This window comes from Bradyrhizobium sp. USDA 4452, assembly GCF_054063575.1.
The window spans coordinates 3,787,366-3,801,617 of record NZ_JBSSGK010000001.1 but is presented as its reverse complement, the minus strand read 5'-3'; the positions used below and the strand labels follow the sequence as shown (position 1 = coordinate 3,801,617).

Below are 14,252 nucleotides of genomic sequence, written 5' to 3'. Positions count from 1 at the left end.
CGGCGCGGCCGGCATCAATCTGCGACCAGCCGTTTCAGCAGGCCGACGGCGGCGGCGAGTTCATCCTGCTCTCGCGCCGACAGCCGCGCAGCAATGGTGCGCGACAGCCAGTCCTGCCGCGCGGCACGGCCGGTGCGCAGCCGCTCGCGGCAGCTATCGGTAAGCGACATGATGGTCTGGCGGCCGTCGTCCGGATCGGGCGCGCCGCGGACCAGCCCCGCGGCCTCGAGCGCCGCTATCGCCGAGCTCATCGATTGCGGCCGCATGCCTTCCGAGCGCGCCAGGCTCGAGACGGTCGCGGGGCCGTCCTTTTCGAGGCGCAGCAGCACCGCGACCTGGGACGGCGGAAGATCCTCGCGCTGACCCTGCTCGCGCAGCCGTCGCTTCAGCGTTCCGATCAACAGGCGAAGGTCTTCGGCGAGCGCGGATGTACGCGCCGAGCCGGTGCGGGCCACTGCATTGTTCATGTTGGTGAGAATGACATATGTACAGGTAGACTGTAAAGATAACCTTCGCAGATTACCTTCATATTCTCGTGATCGTCGGTGCGGTGACCGGACGATCTGAACGGCGCCTGAACTCGGCCCCGGAGCGCATCACATTAGATTTTGTTGTCTTCGTGCGCGCGGTTGTCGATGACTGCGCTTGCGCTCACAACGTGGCGTGTCGTCCCGCGGTGGCTCGCGGAGCTTGTTTGGAATGAAGTTTGATGTTCGTTTCACGGCGATCGGCGTGTCGATCGTCCTTGCTTGCCTGGCACAGCCGGCAGCGGCCCGGACCTGCGAGGCGCCGCCGGCGCTGACGTCGGTCGATCCACCCGGCTTCTACCAGAATGCCGGCGGTTACGCGGAGGCGATCAAGCCGCTGCACGCGTTCATTGCGCAGGTCAACAAGGCCGCCGATGAACGCGACCAGGATTGCGTGCTGGACCTGCTCGCAAGCTGGGCGAGAGGACATGCGCTGCTCACGATCGGGGCGAATTACCAGAGCGATTTCGAGCGCTCCTGGGCAGGGACCGATTTCGCGCTCGCGTTGCTGCGCTTCCCCAGCACATCGACGAAGGCGGATCATCGATTCCAGGAGATCAAGCCGTGGCTGATCCGGATTGCCGAGGAAACGCGCGATGCCGATCGCATCAACCACCTCGGCAACAATCTGGTCTATTGGGCCGGGCTCGATCTGATGTCGATCGGCACCCTGACTGATCGGGGCGATCTGGTCGATACCGGTATGTCCCGGGCGCGCCAGGGCATCCGGGACATCGGCGTCCACGGCGAATTGCAACGCGAGCTGAAGCGCGGCGAGCGCGCGCTGCACTATCACAACTTCGCGCTGATCCCGCTGGTATTCTGCGCCGAGCTCGCGAGCCGCCGGAAGATCGATCTCTACGCGGAGAACAATGGAGCGATCCGTCGGCTCGCCGACCTAATCGTTCGTGCGGTGCAGGACGAGCGCAGCTTCGGCGCGCTCACCAACGTTCCGCAGCAGCTCTTCCCCTGGACGTTTCAGGGAGACCTTGCCTGGATGGAGCCGTATTACGCCCGGTTTCACGATCCGCGCTTGCCGCCAATTCTCGGCCCCAGGAGGCCCTTTAACAATCCGAGGCTGGGCGGCAACGTGACGGCAAGCTGGGGCGCGCCCTTGCCGGACTGAGCGTCGTCGGGAGATGCGCAGTACCTCGACGACACGAGCTACTCGCTCTCGCTGGTCGCCGGTGTCGCGTACATGTCCCGTGCGCGCCGGGTCACGGCCGCATAGCGCGCGGTCGCGCTGAGGCTCATCAGGCCGGCGCGCACCAGCCCGAGGATGGCACGGCGCGAGTGGAACGGGCCGGTCTTGCTCGCGGCATATCCGCGCGGGTAGAGCTGCAGGCGTCCGGCCAGCGCTTCCTGCAATGCCAGCTTCTGGGTCGCGCTCAGGCGCCGGCGCCGCGCAGGCTTCTCCGCTTCCGCCCGCATGAGCTCGATACCCAACGATTTCCGTGGCGCGGCCTTCATTGTCAGCTCACACTCCGGCCGACTGGCGCGACCTTCCGCGAGGTCCGGCGGCCGGCCGGCATCGCCATGGACGCCGGCACGTGGCACATCATGGCTTGCGCTGTTGCTCATTCGCGAGACAGAACCGCATTTCGAGCGGCAGGGGCATCTGACCAAAGTCAGGATTAGTTGTGACGAAAGTCATATTCGTTTGCGGCCGCTTCCGGCTTACGCCAGAGTGGGCTGCTCGCTGAGTTGATGGGCAACGCATGATCGATCTGAGCGCGGATTTGCTTGCGGCCACAGGAGCCGACGTCATCGGTCTCGCCGTCATCGGTGCCGATCGAAGCATGCAGCGCAAGATCGGGCGGCTGGTCGAATGGCTTCCCGCCATCGGCGTCGATTGCTGCGAATGCATGCTGCTCGTCGGCATGGAGGCCGAGCTGGCGGCGCTGGCTCGCGGCCAGCGGGACATCATCGCATTGGCCGGTGTTCGCGGTGCCTCGCCGGGGATAGCTCAGCCGATGACGGCGGTCGTGCTGTGGAATGACGCGCAGTCACATTACTTCGTCATCGCCATGCCGGACTTCGCCGGGCGTCAGGTCGAAACGCTGCTCGGCAGCGAGCGCCGAGCCCGGCGCCTGATGGAGCAGCAGCTCGAGGCGGCCAGCGCCGAGGTGCGTTTTGCCTCGCTGGCGCGGACGCGGCTGCGGCTGGCGCGCGATCTGCACGATACGCTGGTGCATTCGATCGTGGCGCTGCTGACCCAGATCCGGCTGATCAGGCATTATCTGACAGCCGATCCCGCGCGCGTGGCGGACAGCCTTGCGACGGCGGAAGACGCCGCGGCGACCGGGCTCGCGCGTGCCCGCGAGGCGATCGATCGCCTGCGCACGCCCGACGATTTGAAGCTTGATCCCGACGTCGAGGGAATGCTCAGTGACTTCGCCGCGCGCAGTGGCGTCAGGGTGTCGATCCAGATCGACGACGAGGCGCGTCCCGGCTTGCGCGATTGCGGCTTGACGGTTCAACGCATCCTCAGCGAGGCATTGCGCAACGTTCAGGCCCATGCGATGGCGCGCCGTGTCTCCTTTCACGCCTTCGAAGCGCCGGCCGCGGTCGGTCGCAAGCTCGTCGTCGAGATCCGCGACGACGGCCGCGGCTTCGATCTCGCGGTGCCTACTCCCGGACATTTCGGATTGATCGGGATGACCGAATTTGCTGAACTCGTCGGCGGAAGCTGCGCGGTGGAGAGCGCGCCCGGACAGGGAACGCTGGTCCGGATATCGCTCCCCGTTGCGGTGCCGCCGGCAGCGTCTGCCGGCCTGCTGGCCGATTGATGTCGTTGCCGCGCATTCGAGACTTTCGAGAGGATGACGGAAGCCCGTGAGCAGAATTGAGAAGGTGCGGGTGCTGATCGCCGAGGATCAGACCCTGATCAGGGAAGGTATCGCCACACTGCTTGCCCAGCAGAACGACGATTTCGAGATCCTTCCGGGTGCGTCTGACGGCGAGCAGGCCATCGAGTTCGCGCGGCGTTATCGGCCGGACGTGATCCTGATGGACCTGCAGATGCCGCGTGTCGACGGCATCGCGGCGACCCAGCGGATTCTCCGCGAACTGCCGCAGACCCATATCGTCGTGCTGACGACATTCGAGACCAACGATCTGATCTTCGAGGCGGTCAGCGCCGGCGCCAAGGCGTATCTGCTGAAGGACGCCCGGATGGAGGAGATCGCCTCGACCATCCGCGCGGTGATCAACGGCCAGTCCGGGCTGTCGCCAAGCGTCGCCGCGCGCATCCTCGACGAGTTCAAGCGGCTGCGCGGCCCGCGCGTCTCGGCGAAGCTGCCGGTTCGCGACGGCCTGACGGCACGGGAGAATGAAATTCTCACGCTGATCGTCGAGGGCAAGAGCAACACCGAGATCGGCGAGCGGCTGCATTTGGCCGAGGGCACGGTGAAGAACTATGTCAGCACCATTCTGGAGAAATGCCAGGTCAAGAACCGTACGGAACTCGCAATAAAGGCAATAACTTACTAGAAATAATTGCCCCCAATCGCACACCATGCGGTTGATCTGGCTGAGATTGCTCGCCTTTCTCTGGGCCGCGCCGACAAAATTGGCTATAGGATTGTTTCGGATTTGCTTTTTGACACGGCAGGTCCGGATTGCGCGGCTTTGACTAAACAGGGAATGACCATGAAGGGTATCGAGCGCCAGACCAAGGATAGCGATGGACTGGCAAACGCGGCGGCCGGCAACGGCGCGGATGCCGCGGCGCATGGCATGGCGACGATCGATCAGGTCCGCGATCTCCTGTTTGGCGGCGCGCAACGTTCGCTCGAGACCAATCTCTCGGGTCTGCGCGAGGAGATGCAGGCTTCGCTGAAGCAGATGCAGGCGGACTTCACCAACGAGCTCACCGCGCTGCAGGCGCGGCTCTCCGACCTCGAACGCGATACCGAGCAGAAGCGCCTCGACTCGCTGAAGGATGTCGGTGCGGCCATCACCCAACTCGGCGCTGCCATCAGCGGATTGGGATCCGGCCGCACGGGCAAATAGCATGGCAGCTGCTGCCGGCCAGAATCGCGAGATCGAGCAGCTCAGGACATTGCTGTTTCAGCCCGAGGCGACGCGTCTGAGCTCGCTCGAGGCCGATCTCGACTCGCTGCAGCGCTATGTCGGCAACGCCGATCGCCTGGAGACCGCAACCGCCGGCATTCTGGTCGAGGCGCTGGAGCGCGCCGAGGTCAACCGGCCGCGCGAGCTCGCCACCGCGATCGCGCCGGTCGTGGTCTCCGCGATCCGCAGCGAGATCAAGAATTCGCGCGAGGCGATGATCGAGGCGCTCTATCCGATCGTCGGCCGGCTGGTCAGCGCCGCGGTCGCGAATTCGTTCCGGGAACTGGTTGCCTCGCTCGAGCAGCGCATCAATGCGCTGACCTCGGCGCAATTGTGGGTCGGGCGGATCAAGTCGCTGGTGACGGGACGTCCGATCAGCGAGTTCGTGCTCGCCGACAGTCCGCCGCAGATCAACCGGCTCCTGATCATCGAACGCGGCAATGGCCGCCTGATCGCCGACTGGAAGCGCGAGGCGAGCGCCGACGAGCGCGCCGACCTGCTCAGCGCCATGGTTGCGGCGATCCTCGAATTCTCCGTGCAGGCGCTGGCCGGCGAAGGCAATCTGCAGACGCTCGATTTCGGCGGACGGCAGCTCGCGCTGCGTGCCTCGCCCCGCTTCATCCTGGCGGCGGAGTGCCTGGGACCGCTGCGCCCGGCCGACAATGCCAGGATCAACTCGCTGTTCTTCGATGCGATCGAGCGCATCGACCGCGGCGCGGATTGCGATGGGCCGATGCTCGCCTCGCTCGCAACGGCGATCGAAACCGACGACACACCGCAACGGATCGCGAGCCGGCGCGGCAAGGTGATCCTGTTTGCCGTGCTCGCGGCCGTGGCCGCGCTGCTGCTCTGGTTTGCCGCGACCTCGCTGTCGCGCGCCCTTTTGGAGCGGCGGACCCATGCCGCGCTGGAGCAGCTCGCCGCGAAGCAGCCGTTGCTGGCAACCTTCCCGGTGCGGCTCGCGTTCGATCACGGGAGCCGAAGTGTGGCCGTGTCGGGCATCGAGCCGAGCCAGTTGGAGACGGCGCCGGTGATCGACGCGCTCGCTGCGGCCGCGGCGCCCTACAAGGTGGTCGACCGCATCGGGCTGGTGTCCACGCCGGACCAGGCCGCGGCATCGCAGGCCGGCATTGCAAGCCTGCAGCAGAGCCTGACGCGGCTGCAGGCGAGCCTCGACCAGATGCGCGAGGCGATCGGCGCGCAGGCGAAGTCGGGCGACGAGAAATATGTCGGGTTGAATGCGCAATACAGCAAGCTCGGCGAGCAGTCCGCGAAGCTGGGCGAGGAACTTGCAAAACTGCAATCGGTCGTCGAGGGCCCGGCCGCGCGTCTCGACCGCTTCATCGCCACGACCGCGATCTTCTTCGTCAACAATTCGGATGAGTTCCTCGACGACGCCCGTGCCGAACCGCAGTTGCGCGAGCTTGCCGGGCTGCTGGCGAACAACGATCTCAGGGTGCGCGTCGTGGGCTATGCCGATCAGAGCGGCACCGAAGGCACCAACAAGACGCTGGGGCGCAAGCGGGCGGAGCAGGTGCAGCGCCGGCTGACCGCGCTCGGGGTCGATCCGGCGCGACTGATTTTGGTTTCGCGTGCCGCGACGATACCGATCACCGACCGGCTCGACGCGACCGTCGGCGGCAACCGCCGCGTGGCGTTCGAGACGGTTTACCGAGGCGAAGTGGCCCGCTGATGCTCACCGCAAAGGTCATGCTGCTCGGCGACATGGGGGTCGGCAAGACGTCGATCCTCTATCGGCTGATCTACAACCGGTTCGAGGGCCAGTACAAATCGACGCTCGGCGTCGAGATCCTGAGCCACGACGTGGCGCCGGCCGATGGCAGCGACCCGATGCGCCTCGTGCTGTGGGACACCGATGGGGATTTCGGCACCCAGATTTTCGACACGGTTTATGTCACCGGCGCATCCGCCGCCATCATCGTGTCCGATGTCACGCGGCCGCAGACCGTGACCCGCATGGTCGAGCTGGTCCGCGGCTTCGAGGAACGATTCCCGGGGCGGCCCTACCGGGCGCTGCTCAACAAGATCGATCTGCCGGAAGCTGCCGGCAGCGCCGGCGCGATTGCCGAGCTCGCCAAGTCGAGCGTCAAACCGGTCAGCGCCAAGACCGGCGTCGGCATTGCCGAATGCTTTGTCGAGCTCGCCCAGACCATTCGTCGGCGCCAGCTCTAGTTCAGATAACTTCGCGCAGGTTTGTGTCAGCCGTCCCGACTTCTCGGGGCTGGCGAATCGGGCCGGGACGGCTGACTTCATCGCACGTGGGGCGTACGATGAAACTCGCGCGACATGCGGCGCATGACCGCACGAATCTCTCCCCGACTGCACCACGCCGTCCCACACTCCGATAGTGACGATGGTCATCTTCCACTCGGCCAATGGCCTGCCTATCGTCCACCCGTCACTGGAACCAGTCACGGGCCAACGGTGTCCCGGGCGCACGGAGTGAGAGAACATGAGCATTTTTGGAAGCATCATGGGTGCAATCTTCGGCCACGGCGCCCAGGCCAAGACGGCTGAGAGCACCACGGCCGCCGCGCCCGGCACTTCGCCGGCTGCGCCCTCGGCGTCAACCGCTGCATCCTCCGCGCCCGCCGCGCAAACCGTCGACGTCGCAGCGATCGTCGACAAGGCGGCGGCTGCCACCGGCGAGAAGCTCGACTGGCGCACCTCGATCGTCGACCTGATGAAGGCGCTCGGCCTCGACAGCAGCCTTGCTGCGCGCAAGGAACTCGCCAAGGAGCTGCACTACACCGGCGATACCAACAACACCGCCACCATGAATGTCTGGCTGCATCAGCAGGTGATGGCCAAGCTCGCGGCCAATGGCGGCAAGCTCCCGGCCGACATCTAGACCTGATCGCCGCCGCGAGCCGTGCGCGATGTTTGCGTCGCGCACGGCTCCGAACCACGTGTATTGCGTGAGGAGCAGTTGTGATGACCCCATCTCATCTTGCCATCCTGAACAGGCCGCGGACCGGCATCGTTGCCGCTTCGATCGGCGCGGGACTCGGCCTTGCGGCAATGGCGATGGGCATCACCATCGCCGTCGCCCGCGCCGATAGCGCCGGCGAGGAGCCGCGGTCGGCGAACGCGGATGCCAGCGTGCAGCGCGCTGCGCAGAACCTGCCGCCGGCGCGGGTCATCCTGCCGGCGCCGTGGGAGCAGGCCGCTCCCGCGCAGCCGGTCGCAGCACCGGCGAATCCGGCAGCTCACAAATAATCTTCGCGCCTTCGTCGCGGCCGGCGATCAACGCATTGCGTAACGGTCGTTGCGAATGGCCAGCACGCCGCCCAGCTCTGGAGCCTCGCCATGCCAGAACAGGTCAAGTTGCCCCGAAAATTGTCTCAGGAGCCCGGCGGTCCGCCGTCGCTGCGGCCGAGCCATCGGCGGGTCATCGAGGATCTCGACCGCTGGGCCAACAGCCCCGGCCTGCAGCCCCCGAGCGACGGAGAGAAGCCGGGCGATGACACGCGTCAGCGCACGTAACGGGTCCCCCGATGGACCCGCATCGCGCGGATGCGAGCCGGTGCCGTGTTCAATCAGTTGAACGGCACACGTGCCCTGGCCGAGAACGTCCAGATCCGGGCGGCGCTGCCGAGGCCGCCATACTCCGCGCCGAGGCCGAGCATCGTGCCGCCCGCGAGCCGCGTGTTCAGCCCGCCGCTGACGCGGGCCGACCAGCCCTCCAGCACCAGCGTCGGGTTGATCGGGATGCCGCTTACGGCCAGCGCCGCGGCATCGTCCCTGCTGAAATAGTAGTCGCCAAAGACGCCGAGATAGGGCGTGACCACCGCGGCGTCGATCGTTGCCAGCGGATAGCTCAGCTTGACACCGCCGGATGCGCGGCCGGTGACGAAGTCGCGCGCCGTCTGCAGCGTGCCGAGCGTGTCCACATAGGCGTTCTCATGCTCCCACAGCGCGTAGAGGCGCGCGGACGGCTCGATCACGAGGCTGCCCATCTTGTAGCTGCCGGTCAGCCCGGTCGCGAACATCCAGCGGTCGCCGTTGAAATTGCCCTGCGCCGTTCCGGCGAGGCCATTGTAGCCGATCTGCGAGAAGGTTACGGCGGCGTCGTAGCGCAGCGCCGGCGTGATCATCCAGCCGAGATAGGTCCCCGCGGTCCAGCCGTCGCCGGTCAGCTTTCCGTTGATGTCCTGGGCCGTGTAGTTGAACGTCTCATAGCCGGCGACGGCGCCGACCAGGAGGTTGGGCATCGCCCGGTAGGTCAGTCCCATCAGCGCATTGAGCTGGCTGCCGTAGATCGACGAGCCCGTCGTGCCGACGCCGGGCGCAGCCGGCGACGACCAGCGGTCGATGCCGCTGCCCCTGACGTCGATCCAGAACTGCCAGTCGCGAGCCTCGCGCGTGGTACTGGACTTTGCCTTGGTCGGCATCTGCTGATCGATCGTCGCGAACGCATTGTCGATCCGTGAATTGCCGCCGCTGCGTCCGGCTGCGTCCGAGTTCCGATCGGAGGCGTACGCATTGCGATTGCCGGTGTCCGCCTGCCCCACCCCGTCTGACGGATCGGCCGCGAAGTTGAAGCGCATGCCAGCGCCACTTGGCGTCATGAAGCTGCCGCCTTCGCTGAATCCGTCCGAGATCGCGTTGTCGATCGCACCCGAGATCGCCTGGCCGGAGTTCTGCGCCACCAGCTTGGTGATGTCGATCTGCAATGCCCGCAGCTTTACGCTGTCGGTCGGGACATTCACACTTTGCACCAGCGCCGGCGAGGTGCTGGCATTGAACGCGCCGCTGCCGGCATAGCTCGCCGTGATGGTGTGGCTGCCGATCTTGAGCGTCGCGATCGAGAAGCTCGCCGTGCCCGCCGCGAGCGTCGCGGTGCCGATCGGCGATCCATTGTCGCTGAAGGTCACCGTGCCGGTCGGCGTTCCCGCCGGGGCGGTGACGTTCGCCGTGAAGGTCACCGATTGGCCAAGGCTGCTCGGATTCTGCGACGAGGTCAGCGCGGTCTGGGTCGTCGTTACGGCTGCGAAGGTGAAGCGGTCCGCCGCCGATGTCGCCGAGGTTCCGACTGCCGTCGTCACCGTGATATCCACCGTTCCCGTTCCCGCCGGCGAGGTCGCCGTGATCTGGGTGCTGGAATTGACGGTGAAGCCGGTTGCAGGGGTTGCGCCGAACGTCACGGCCGTCGCAGCGGTCAAGCCTGTGCCTGTTATGATGACCGTCGTTCCACCGCTGGTCGGGCCTGCAGCCGGCGAGATCGATGTCACCGTCGGCGCGGATGCCACGTAGGTGAATTGATCCACGGGAGACGGCAATGATGTCCCGGACGGGTTGGTCACGGTGACATCGACCGTGCCGGTCCCGGCCGGCGCGACGGCGGTGATCCGCTCGCTCGAATTGATGGTGAAGCTCGTTGCGTTGACGGCGCCGAAGCGCACCGCGGTGGCTGTGCTGAAACTGCCGCCCGAGATGGTGACGGTGGTGCCGCCCGCGGCGGGACCTGATGTCGGGGAGATCGAGGCCACCGCCGGCGCCTGCGCGCTGGCCGCGGCGACCGGGCCGAACAGTGCGGCGGCGACCAGGACGAGGCCGCATCCGGCGCGTCGCGCGATCGTCGACGGCAGTCTGGTACGAAGCTCGGATACAAGGCGCGAGGCGGCGAAGCGGAGACCAGTCCGCGGAAAGTTGGCAATCGGCAACAAAGGCAACCCCCGTCGCGCCCGCCTGCAGCAGGCGGCGCAGATCTCAAAAATATGGATTGTTGTAGTACGCGGTTCGCGGAGCAGGTTGCGGAATCTCCGCGCGCATCCGCTTTTGTGGCGCGCCGTTGCCGGGCCGCTACGTCATTGCACAATCTGAGAAGGCGTTGGCGCGCGCCATGGTTGCGATGTCGTGATCGTGCGGCGGGTTCTTTTCATTCAGCGCATGTAAAGCAGATGATGGTCAGGGCCGCAGGGCCGTCGCGATCAGGGCGGTCGAGGGAATCGCGAAGACATCGCCGACCCGCCCGCGCTCGATCTCGGCGCGGAAGGCGCGCGCGACCGCAGCACTCTGGTCCGCGTCGAGCCCGCTCCAATGCGGCATGAACTCGAACAGCTTGTCGACGTCGGCAGGATTGGCGACATTGAGCTGGAAGTCGTGGGTGATCTCGGCGACGACAGGATCGGAGAAGCCGGCAGCGATCACCGCCGCGGCGAGGCGGGTGGGGTCGGCGAGCTCGGCGAGGCCGGTGCAGGGCATCGGCGTGAAATTGTCGGGATAGAGCCGCCGGATGATCTGGGAGAGCAGGAGATACACCGCGGCGCCGTCGGCGCTTTTCCACACCGCGATCGCCGCCGATCCGCCCGGTCGCGTCACCCGCGCCATCTCGCGCAGTCCGGCGCGCCAGTCCGGAAACAGCATCACGCCGAACACCGACACCGCCGCATCGAACGCGGCATCCGGCAAATCGAGCGCCTGGCCGTCCATCTGCCTCGCTTCGATATTCGCCACATCGTGCGCGCGGACCCGTGCCACCATGCCGGCGGAGAAGTCGATCGCGGTGACGTCGGCGCCCCTGCGCGCGGCGGCCAGCGCCGCAGCACCCGTACCGGTGGCGACGTCGAGCACCTTCGATGACGGACCGATCGGGAGCATCGCGACCGCGGCCTCTGCGAAGTGTGTCGTGAACGGCTGCGACTGCGCCTCGTAGGTCGCGACCATCTTGTCCCAGTGCGCGGGATCGTCGAACGGAAGCGGCTTCGCCTGGTCACTTGGCTGCATGAATCTGGTCCTCGAAGCTTTGCTTGTGTTTGGCGAGCCGGCGCTCGAAATCCTTCGCGAGCGCGTCGAGCGTCACCGCGCCAAGGCGCTTCAGGAAGATCGCCTCGACCTCGCGAAACGTGCTTGACAGCGCATCGTTGACGGCCTGTTCGACCAGGCAGCCGGGATTTTCCGAGCGATGGCCCATCGCGACGATGGTGGGCGCGCCGACCGCGCGATAGATATCGGCGAGCGTGATGCCGGCAGGATCGCGCGCCAGCGTCCAGCCGCCGCCATGGCCCTTCTCCGAGCGGACCAGGCGTTGCTCGCGCAGGCCCGCCATCACGCGGCGGACCACCACCGGGTTGGTGGCCATCGCCTGCGCAAGCTGCTCCGACGTGACCGGCTCGCCGGCTCCGATCATGTGGAGGAGGCCGTGCAGGACGCTCGATAGACGGCTGTCGCGTATCATGTAACGTCATATGTTACATGATGGGGTGGACGTCAAGAGGCGAGATGGCAAGTGCATCTCGCTCCTGGCGCCCTCTTACCTCCTCTTAAAAAGGGGAGGTCGCTTTGCTCGCCAGAGCAAAGCGGGTGGGGATCTCCCCTCTCGCCTTGCTGCATCGCCCGCGGCTGACCCCCCATCCCGACCTTCCTCCTTTCAGGGGGAAGGAGAAGAGGTCCAATGCCTGCACCCGGGTCGTGATTCTCCAATCGGGATTCCCGTGCCGGATTTGGCGGCGTCGCCCGTTTAATCCCCATCGGGGTCTTGAGAGGCGGGGCGGTATCGTGGGCAGTGCGGCTGTTGATCGGATGTTGCTGGATGCGGTAGCGCATTATGGTGCGGGCCGCGCGACGGAGGCCGGCACTTTGTGCGGTGACATCCTCAGCGCCGATCCCGATCATATTCCGGCGCTGCATCTGTCCGCCGTCATCGCCTTCGTGACCGATCGCGCCGCCGAAGGCGCGGTGCTGCTGAACCGGGTGTTCAGCCTCGATCCGCAGCACGGACCGGCGTTCGCCACGCTCGGCGATGCGCTCGCCGTGAAGGGGGAGCACGAGGGCGCGGTGGCGGCGTTCCAGCGCGGCGTGGCGCTGCGGCCGAAGGATGCGGGCCTGCAGATCAAGCTCGGCGTCGCGCTGTGCGAGCTGTCGCGGTTCGACGAGGCCGAGGCGGCGTTTCGTCGCGCCATCGCACTCGATGGCGGCCTCACGCGGGCGCGGTTCAACCTTGCCGTTGCGCTGGCCGGGCAGCAGCGGCCGGTCGAGGCGGAGCAGGCCTATCGCGAGGTGATCGCGCGCGATCCGGCCTATTGCGGTGTCTGGCTCAACCTCGGCAATGCGTTGACCGATCAGAAAAAGCACGACGCCGCCGCCACGGCCTATCGCCGCGGGCTAAGCACGGACCCTGACAATCCGGGCCTGCACAGCGGCCTCGGTGCGGCCCTCTACCGGCTGGGCCGGCTGGAGGACGCCGTCCTGCACTATCGCCGCGCGATCGCACTCGATCCCGACAATTTCGCGCCGCGGCGCCTGCTGGCCATGGTGCTGCACGAACTGGGTGAGCGCGAAGAGGCTGTCCGCATCTATCGGCAGGTCTCGGCCCGCGATCCGTCCGATCACGTCATCCTCAACAATCTCGGGGCCTGCCTGTTCGAGCTCGGACAGGTCGACGACGCCATCGCCTGCGCCGAGCTGGCGCTCAAGCCGGACTATGCCGCCGCGCACACCAACCTTGGAATCATCTTCGAGGCGCAGAACCTGGTCGAGGCCGCGGTCGCCGCGCATCGAAGGGCCATCGAGCTCGAACCCAACTACGCCAAGGGCCACGCCAATCTTGCGGTCGCGCTGCGCAATGCCGGCGAGATCGATGCGGCGCTGGTGGCCTCGCGCCGCGCCATCGCGCTCGATCCCGAACAGCCGCTGGCGCATTACAACCACGCCCATTTCCTCCTGATGAACGGCGAGTTCGAGGAGGGTTTTGAAGAATATCAGTGGCGCCGCAAGACCAAGATGCTCAGCGAAGGCGACCCGGTGTTCGACGAGCCGGAATGGCAGGGTGAGCCGCTGGCGGGACGCACGCTGCTGTTGTTTGCCGAATACGGGCTCGGCGACGCCATCAACTTCGTCCGCTATGTGCCGATGCTGGCGGGCAAAGGCGGCCGGATCATTCTGCAGGTGCAGCCGGCGCTGGTCGCGCTGCTGCAGCCGATGCTGCCCGACGTCGCGGTGTTCGCCCGCGGCGAGCCGTTACCGCCGTTCGACCTGCAACTGCCGCTGCTCAGCCTGCCGCGCATCTTCCGTACCACCGTCGAGACCATCCCGGCCGCCGTGTCCTATCTGCAGGCGGATGCCGTCAAGCTGGCGCGCTGGCGCGAGGCGCTCGCCGGCGAATCGGCGCTGAAGGTCGGCGTGGTCTGGGCCGGCAATGCCAGGCACAAGGGCGACCGCCAGCGTTCGCTGCCGGCGGATGCCGTGCTGCCGCGGCTGGTCACACCGGGCGTGCAGCTCTACAGCCTGCAGAAGGAGCCGCGGCCGGACGATGCCCCGGTGCTGCGGCGCCTCGGTGCCGATATCGTCGACCTCGCGCCGACGCTCGGCGATTTCGCCGACACCGCGGCGGCCGTCTGCGCGCTCGATCTCGTCATCGCCGTCGATACCTCGGTGGCGCATCTCGCCGGCGCGCTGGGCCGCCCGGTCTGGATGCTGTGCCCCTATGCGCTCGACTGGCGCTGGCTACGGGATCGCGCCGATACGCCCTGGTATCCGACCATGCGGCTGTTCCGCCAGGACAGGCCGCAGGCCTGGGAGGGTGTGCTGACGCGGATGTCGGCCGAGCTTGCGCGCGTTGCGAAAGGGGAGCGGGAGGTGTTGCTGCCACAGGCGTCGCGCGGCTGACGACCAGCCGAGGCTTCCGGT

At 66.6% G+C, this 14,252-nt stretch carries 15 protein-coding genes; 10 read left to right on the top strand and 5 right to left on the bottom strand.

Going from position 1 to position 14,252, the window contains the following annotated elements; genetic code table 11:
• Positions 1-14: 14 nt before the first annotated feature.
• Complete coding sequence (locus ACVISU_RS18320; RefSeq protein ID WP_456707851.1) at positions 15-467, bottom strand: MarR family winged helix-turn-helix transcriptional regulator; 453 nt, start codon at positions 465-467, stop codon at positions 15-17.
• Between the two features lie 232 nt (positions 468-699).
• On the opposite strand from ACVISU_RS18320, the gene ACVISU_RS18315 reads away from it, so the two are divergent.
• Positions 700-1,653: an alginate lyase family protein gene (locus ACVISU_RS18315; protein WP_456707850.1), complete on the top strand. Its 954-nt coding sequence runs from the start codon at positions 700-702 to the stop codon at positions 1,651-1,653.
• Between the two features lie 38 nt (positions 1,654-1,691).
• Here the strand turns inward: ACVISU_RS18315 and ACVISU_RS18310 are convergent, their stop codons facing one another.
• On the bottom strand, positions 1,692-2,108 hold the full coding sequence (locus tag ACVISU_RS18310) for a hypothetical protein (RefSeq protein ID WP_050406116.1): 417 nt from the start codon (positions 2,106-2,108) through the stop codon (positions 1,692-1,694).
• Between the two features lie 137 nt (positions 2,109-2,245).
• On the opposite strand from ACVISU_RS18310, the gene ACVISU_RS18305 reads away from it, so the two are divergent.
• The 8 genes from ACVISU_RS18305 to ACVISU_RS18270 all read left to right on the top strand — a co-directional run bounded on the left by ACVISU_RS18305 (position 2,246) and on the right by ACVISU_RS18270 (position 8,108).
• Positions 2,246-3,316 (top strand): sensor histidine kinase, encoded by a 1,071-nt coding sequence (locus tag ACVISU_RS18305; RefSeq protein WP_050406117.1) that lies wholly within the window; start codon positions 2,246-2,248, stop codon positions 3,314-3,316.
• Positions 3,317-3,362: 46 nt separating this feature from the next.
• Positions 3,363-4,019 (top strand): response regulator transcription factor, encoded by a 657-nt coding sequence (locus ACVISU_RS18300; RefSeq protein ID WP_050406118.1) that lies wholly within the window; start codon positions 3,363-3,365, stop codon positions 4,017-4,019.
• A 159-nt stretch (positions 4,020-4,178) separates the two neighbouring features.
• Positions 4,179-4,541: a hypothetical protein gene (locus tag ACVISU_RS18295; RefSeq protein ID WP_244522071.1), complete on the top strand. Its 363-nt coding sequence runs from the start codon at positions 4,179-4,181 to the stop codon at positions 4,539-4,541.
• Position 4,542: 1 nt separating this feature from the next.
• On the top strand, positions 4,543-6,294 hold the full coding sequence (locus tag ACVISU_RS18290) for an OmpA family protein (protein ID WP_456707849.1): 1,752 nt from the start codon (positions 4,543-4,545) through the stop codon (positions 6,292-6,294).
• Positions 6,294-6,794, top strand: a complete 501-nt coding sequence (locus ACVISU_RS18285; protein ID WP_176534054.1) for a Rab family GTPase — start codon at positions 6,294-6,296, stop codon at positions 6,792-6,794. The genes ACVISU_RS18290 and ACVISU_RS18285 overlap by 1 nt, the downstream gene beginning before the upstream one ends.
• 280 nt (positions 6,795-7,074) lie before the next feature.
• Positions 7,075-7,473 carry a DUF3597 domain-containing protein gene (locus ACVISU_RS18280; RefSeq protein WP_456707848.1) on the top strand — a complete coding sequence of 133 codons (399 nt, stop codon included), beginning with the start codon at positions 7,075-7,077 and terminating at the stop codon, positions 7,471-7,473.
• 83 nt (positions 7,474-7,556) lie between these two features.
• Complete coding sequence (locus tag ACVISU_RS18275; RefSeq protein WP_456707847.1) at positions 7,557-7,841, top strand: hypothetical protein; 285 nt, start codon at positions 7,557-7,559, stop codon at positions 7,839-7,841.
• Positions 7,842-7,931: 90 nt separating this feature from the next.
• Positions 7,932-8,108: a hypothetical protein gene (locus tag ACVISU_RS18270; protein WP_456707846.1), complete on the top strand. Its 177-nt coding sequence runs from the start codon at positions 7,932-7,934 to the stop codon at positions 8,106-8,108.
• A 53-nt stretch (positions 8,109-8,161) separates the two neighbouring features.
• Here ACVISU_RS18270 and ACVISU_RS18265 read toward each other — a convergent pair whose 3' ends face one another.
• The 3 genes from ACVISU_RS18265 to ACVISU_RS18255 all read right to left on the bottom strand — a co-directional run bounded on the left by ACVISU_RS18265 (position 8,162) and on the right by ACVISU_RS18255 (position 11,802).
• Positions 8,162-10,288 carry an IPT/TIG domain-containing protein gene (locus ACVISU_RS18265; RefSeq protein WP_456707845.1) on the bottom strand — a complete coding sequence of 709 codons (2,127 nt, stop codon included), beginning with the start codon at positions 10,286-10,288 and terminating at the stop codon, positions 8,162-8,164.
• A 244-nt stretch (positions 10,289-10,532) separates the two neighbouring features.
• Positions 10,533-11,351, bottom strand: a complete 819-nt coding sequence (locus ACVISU_RS18260) for a class I SAM-dependent methyltransferase (protein WP_456707844.1) — start codon at positions 11,349-11,351, stop codon at positions 10,533-10,535.
• The gene (locus tag ACVISU_RS18255) at positions 11,338-11,802 is read right to left on the bottom strand and encodes an Rrf2 family transcriptional regulator (protein WP_456707843.1); all 465 of its coding nucleotides are present in this window, start codon (positions 11,800-11,802) and stop codon (positions 11,338-11,340) included. The genes ACVISU_RS18260 and ACVISU_RS18255 overlap by 14 nt, the downstream gene beginning before the upstream one ends.
• 344 nt (positions 11,803-12,146) lie before the next feature.
• On the opposite strand from ACVISU_RS18255, the gene ACVISU_RS18250 reads away from it, so the two are divergent.
• A complete protein-coding gene (locus tag ACVISU_RS18250) occupies positions 12,147-14,231 on the top strand; it encodes a tetratricopeptide repeat protein (RefSeq protein ID WP_456710853.1) in 2,085 nt (694 codons plus the stop codon).
• Positions 14,232-14,252 lie beyond the last annotated feature (21 nt).

Excerpts from the sequence above, each read along its gene's own strand:
- ACVISU_RS18255 (WP_456707843.1), bottom strand. The coding sequence starts at position 11,802 with ATGATACGCGACAGCCGTCTATCGAGCGTCCTGCACGGCCTCCTCCAC.
- ACVISU_RS18280 (WP_456707848.1), top strand. The coding sequence starts at position 7,075 with ATGAGCATTTTTGGAAGCATCATGGGTGCAATCTTCGGCCACGGCGCC.
- ACVISU_RS18305 (WP_050406117.1), top strand. The coding sequence starts at position 2,246 with ATGATCGATCTGAGCGCGGATTTGCTTGCGGCCACAGGAGCCGACGTC.
- ACVISU_RS18275 (WP_456707847.1), top strand. The coding sequence starts at position 7,557 with ATGACCCCATCTCATCTTGCCATCCTGAACAGGCCGCGGACCGGCATC.
- ACVISU_RS18295 (WP_244522071.1), top strand. The coding sequence starts at position 4,179 with ATGAAGGGTATCGAGCGCCAGACCAAGGATAGCGATGGACTGGCAAAC.
- ACVISU_RS18260 (WP_456707844.1), bottom strand. The coding sequence starts at position 11,351 with ATGCAGCCAAGTGACCAGGCGAAGCCGCTTCCGTTCGACGATCCCGCG.
- ACVISU_RS18310 (WP_050406116.1), bottom strand. The coding sequence starts at position 2,108 with ATGAGCAACAGCGCAAGCCATGATGTGCCACGTGCCGGCGTCCATGGC.
- ACVISU_RS18250 (WP_456710853.1), top strand. The coding sequence starts at position 12,147 with ATGTTGCTGGATGCGGTAGCGCATTATGGTGCGGGCCGCGCGACGGAG.
- ACVISU_RS18290 (WP_456707849.1), top strand. The coding sequence starts at position 4,543 with ATGGCAGCTGCTGCCGGCCAGAATCGCGAGATCGAGCAGCTCAGGACA.
- ACVISU_RS18320 (WP_456707851.1), bottom strand. The coding sequence starts at position 467 with ATGAACAATGCAGTGGCCCGCACCGGCTCGGCGCGTACATCCGCGCTC.
- ACVISU_RS18315 (WP_456707850.1), top strand. The coding sequence starts at position 700 with ATGAAGTTTGATGTTCGTTTCACGGCGATCGGCGTGTCGATCGTCCTT.
- ACVISU_RS18285 (WP_176534054.1), top strand. The coding sequence starts at position 6,294 with ATGCTCACCGCAAAGGTCATGCTGCTCGGCGACATGGGGGTCGGCAAG.
- ACVISU_RS18270 (WP_456707846.1), top strand. The coding sequence starts at position 7,932 with ATGCCAGAACAGGTCAAGTTGCCCCGAAAATTGTCTCAGGAGCCCGGC.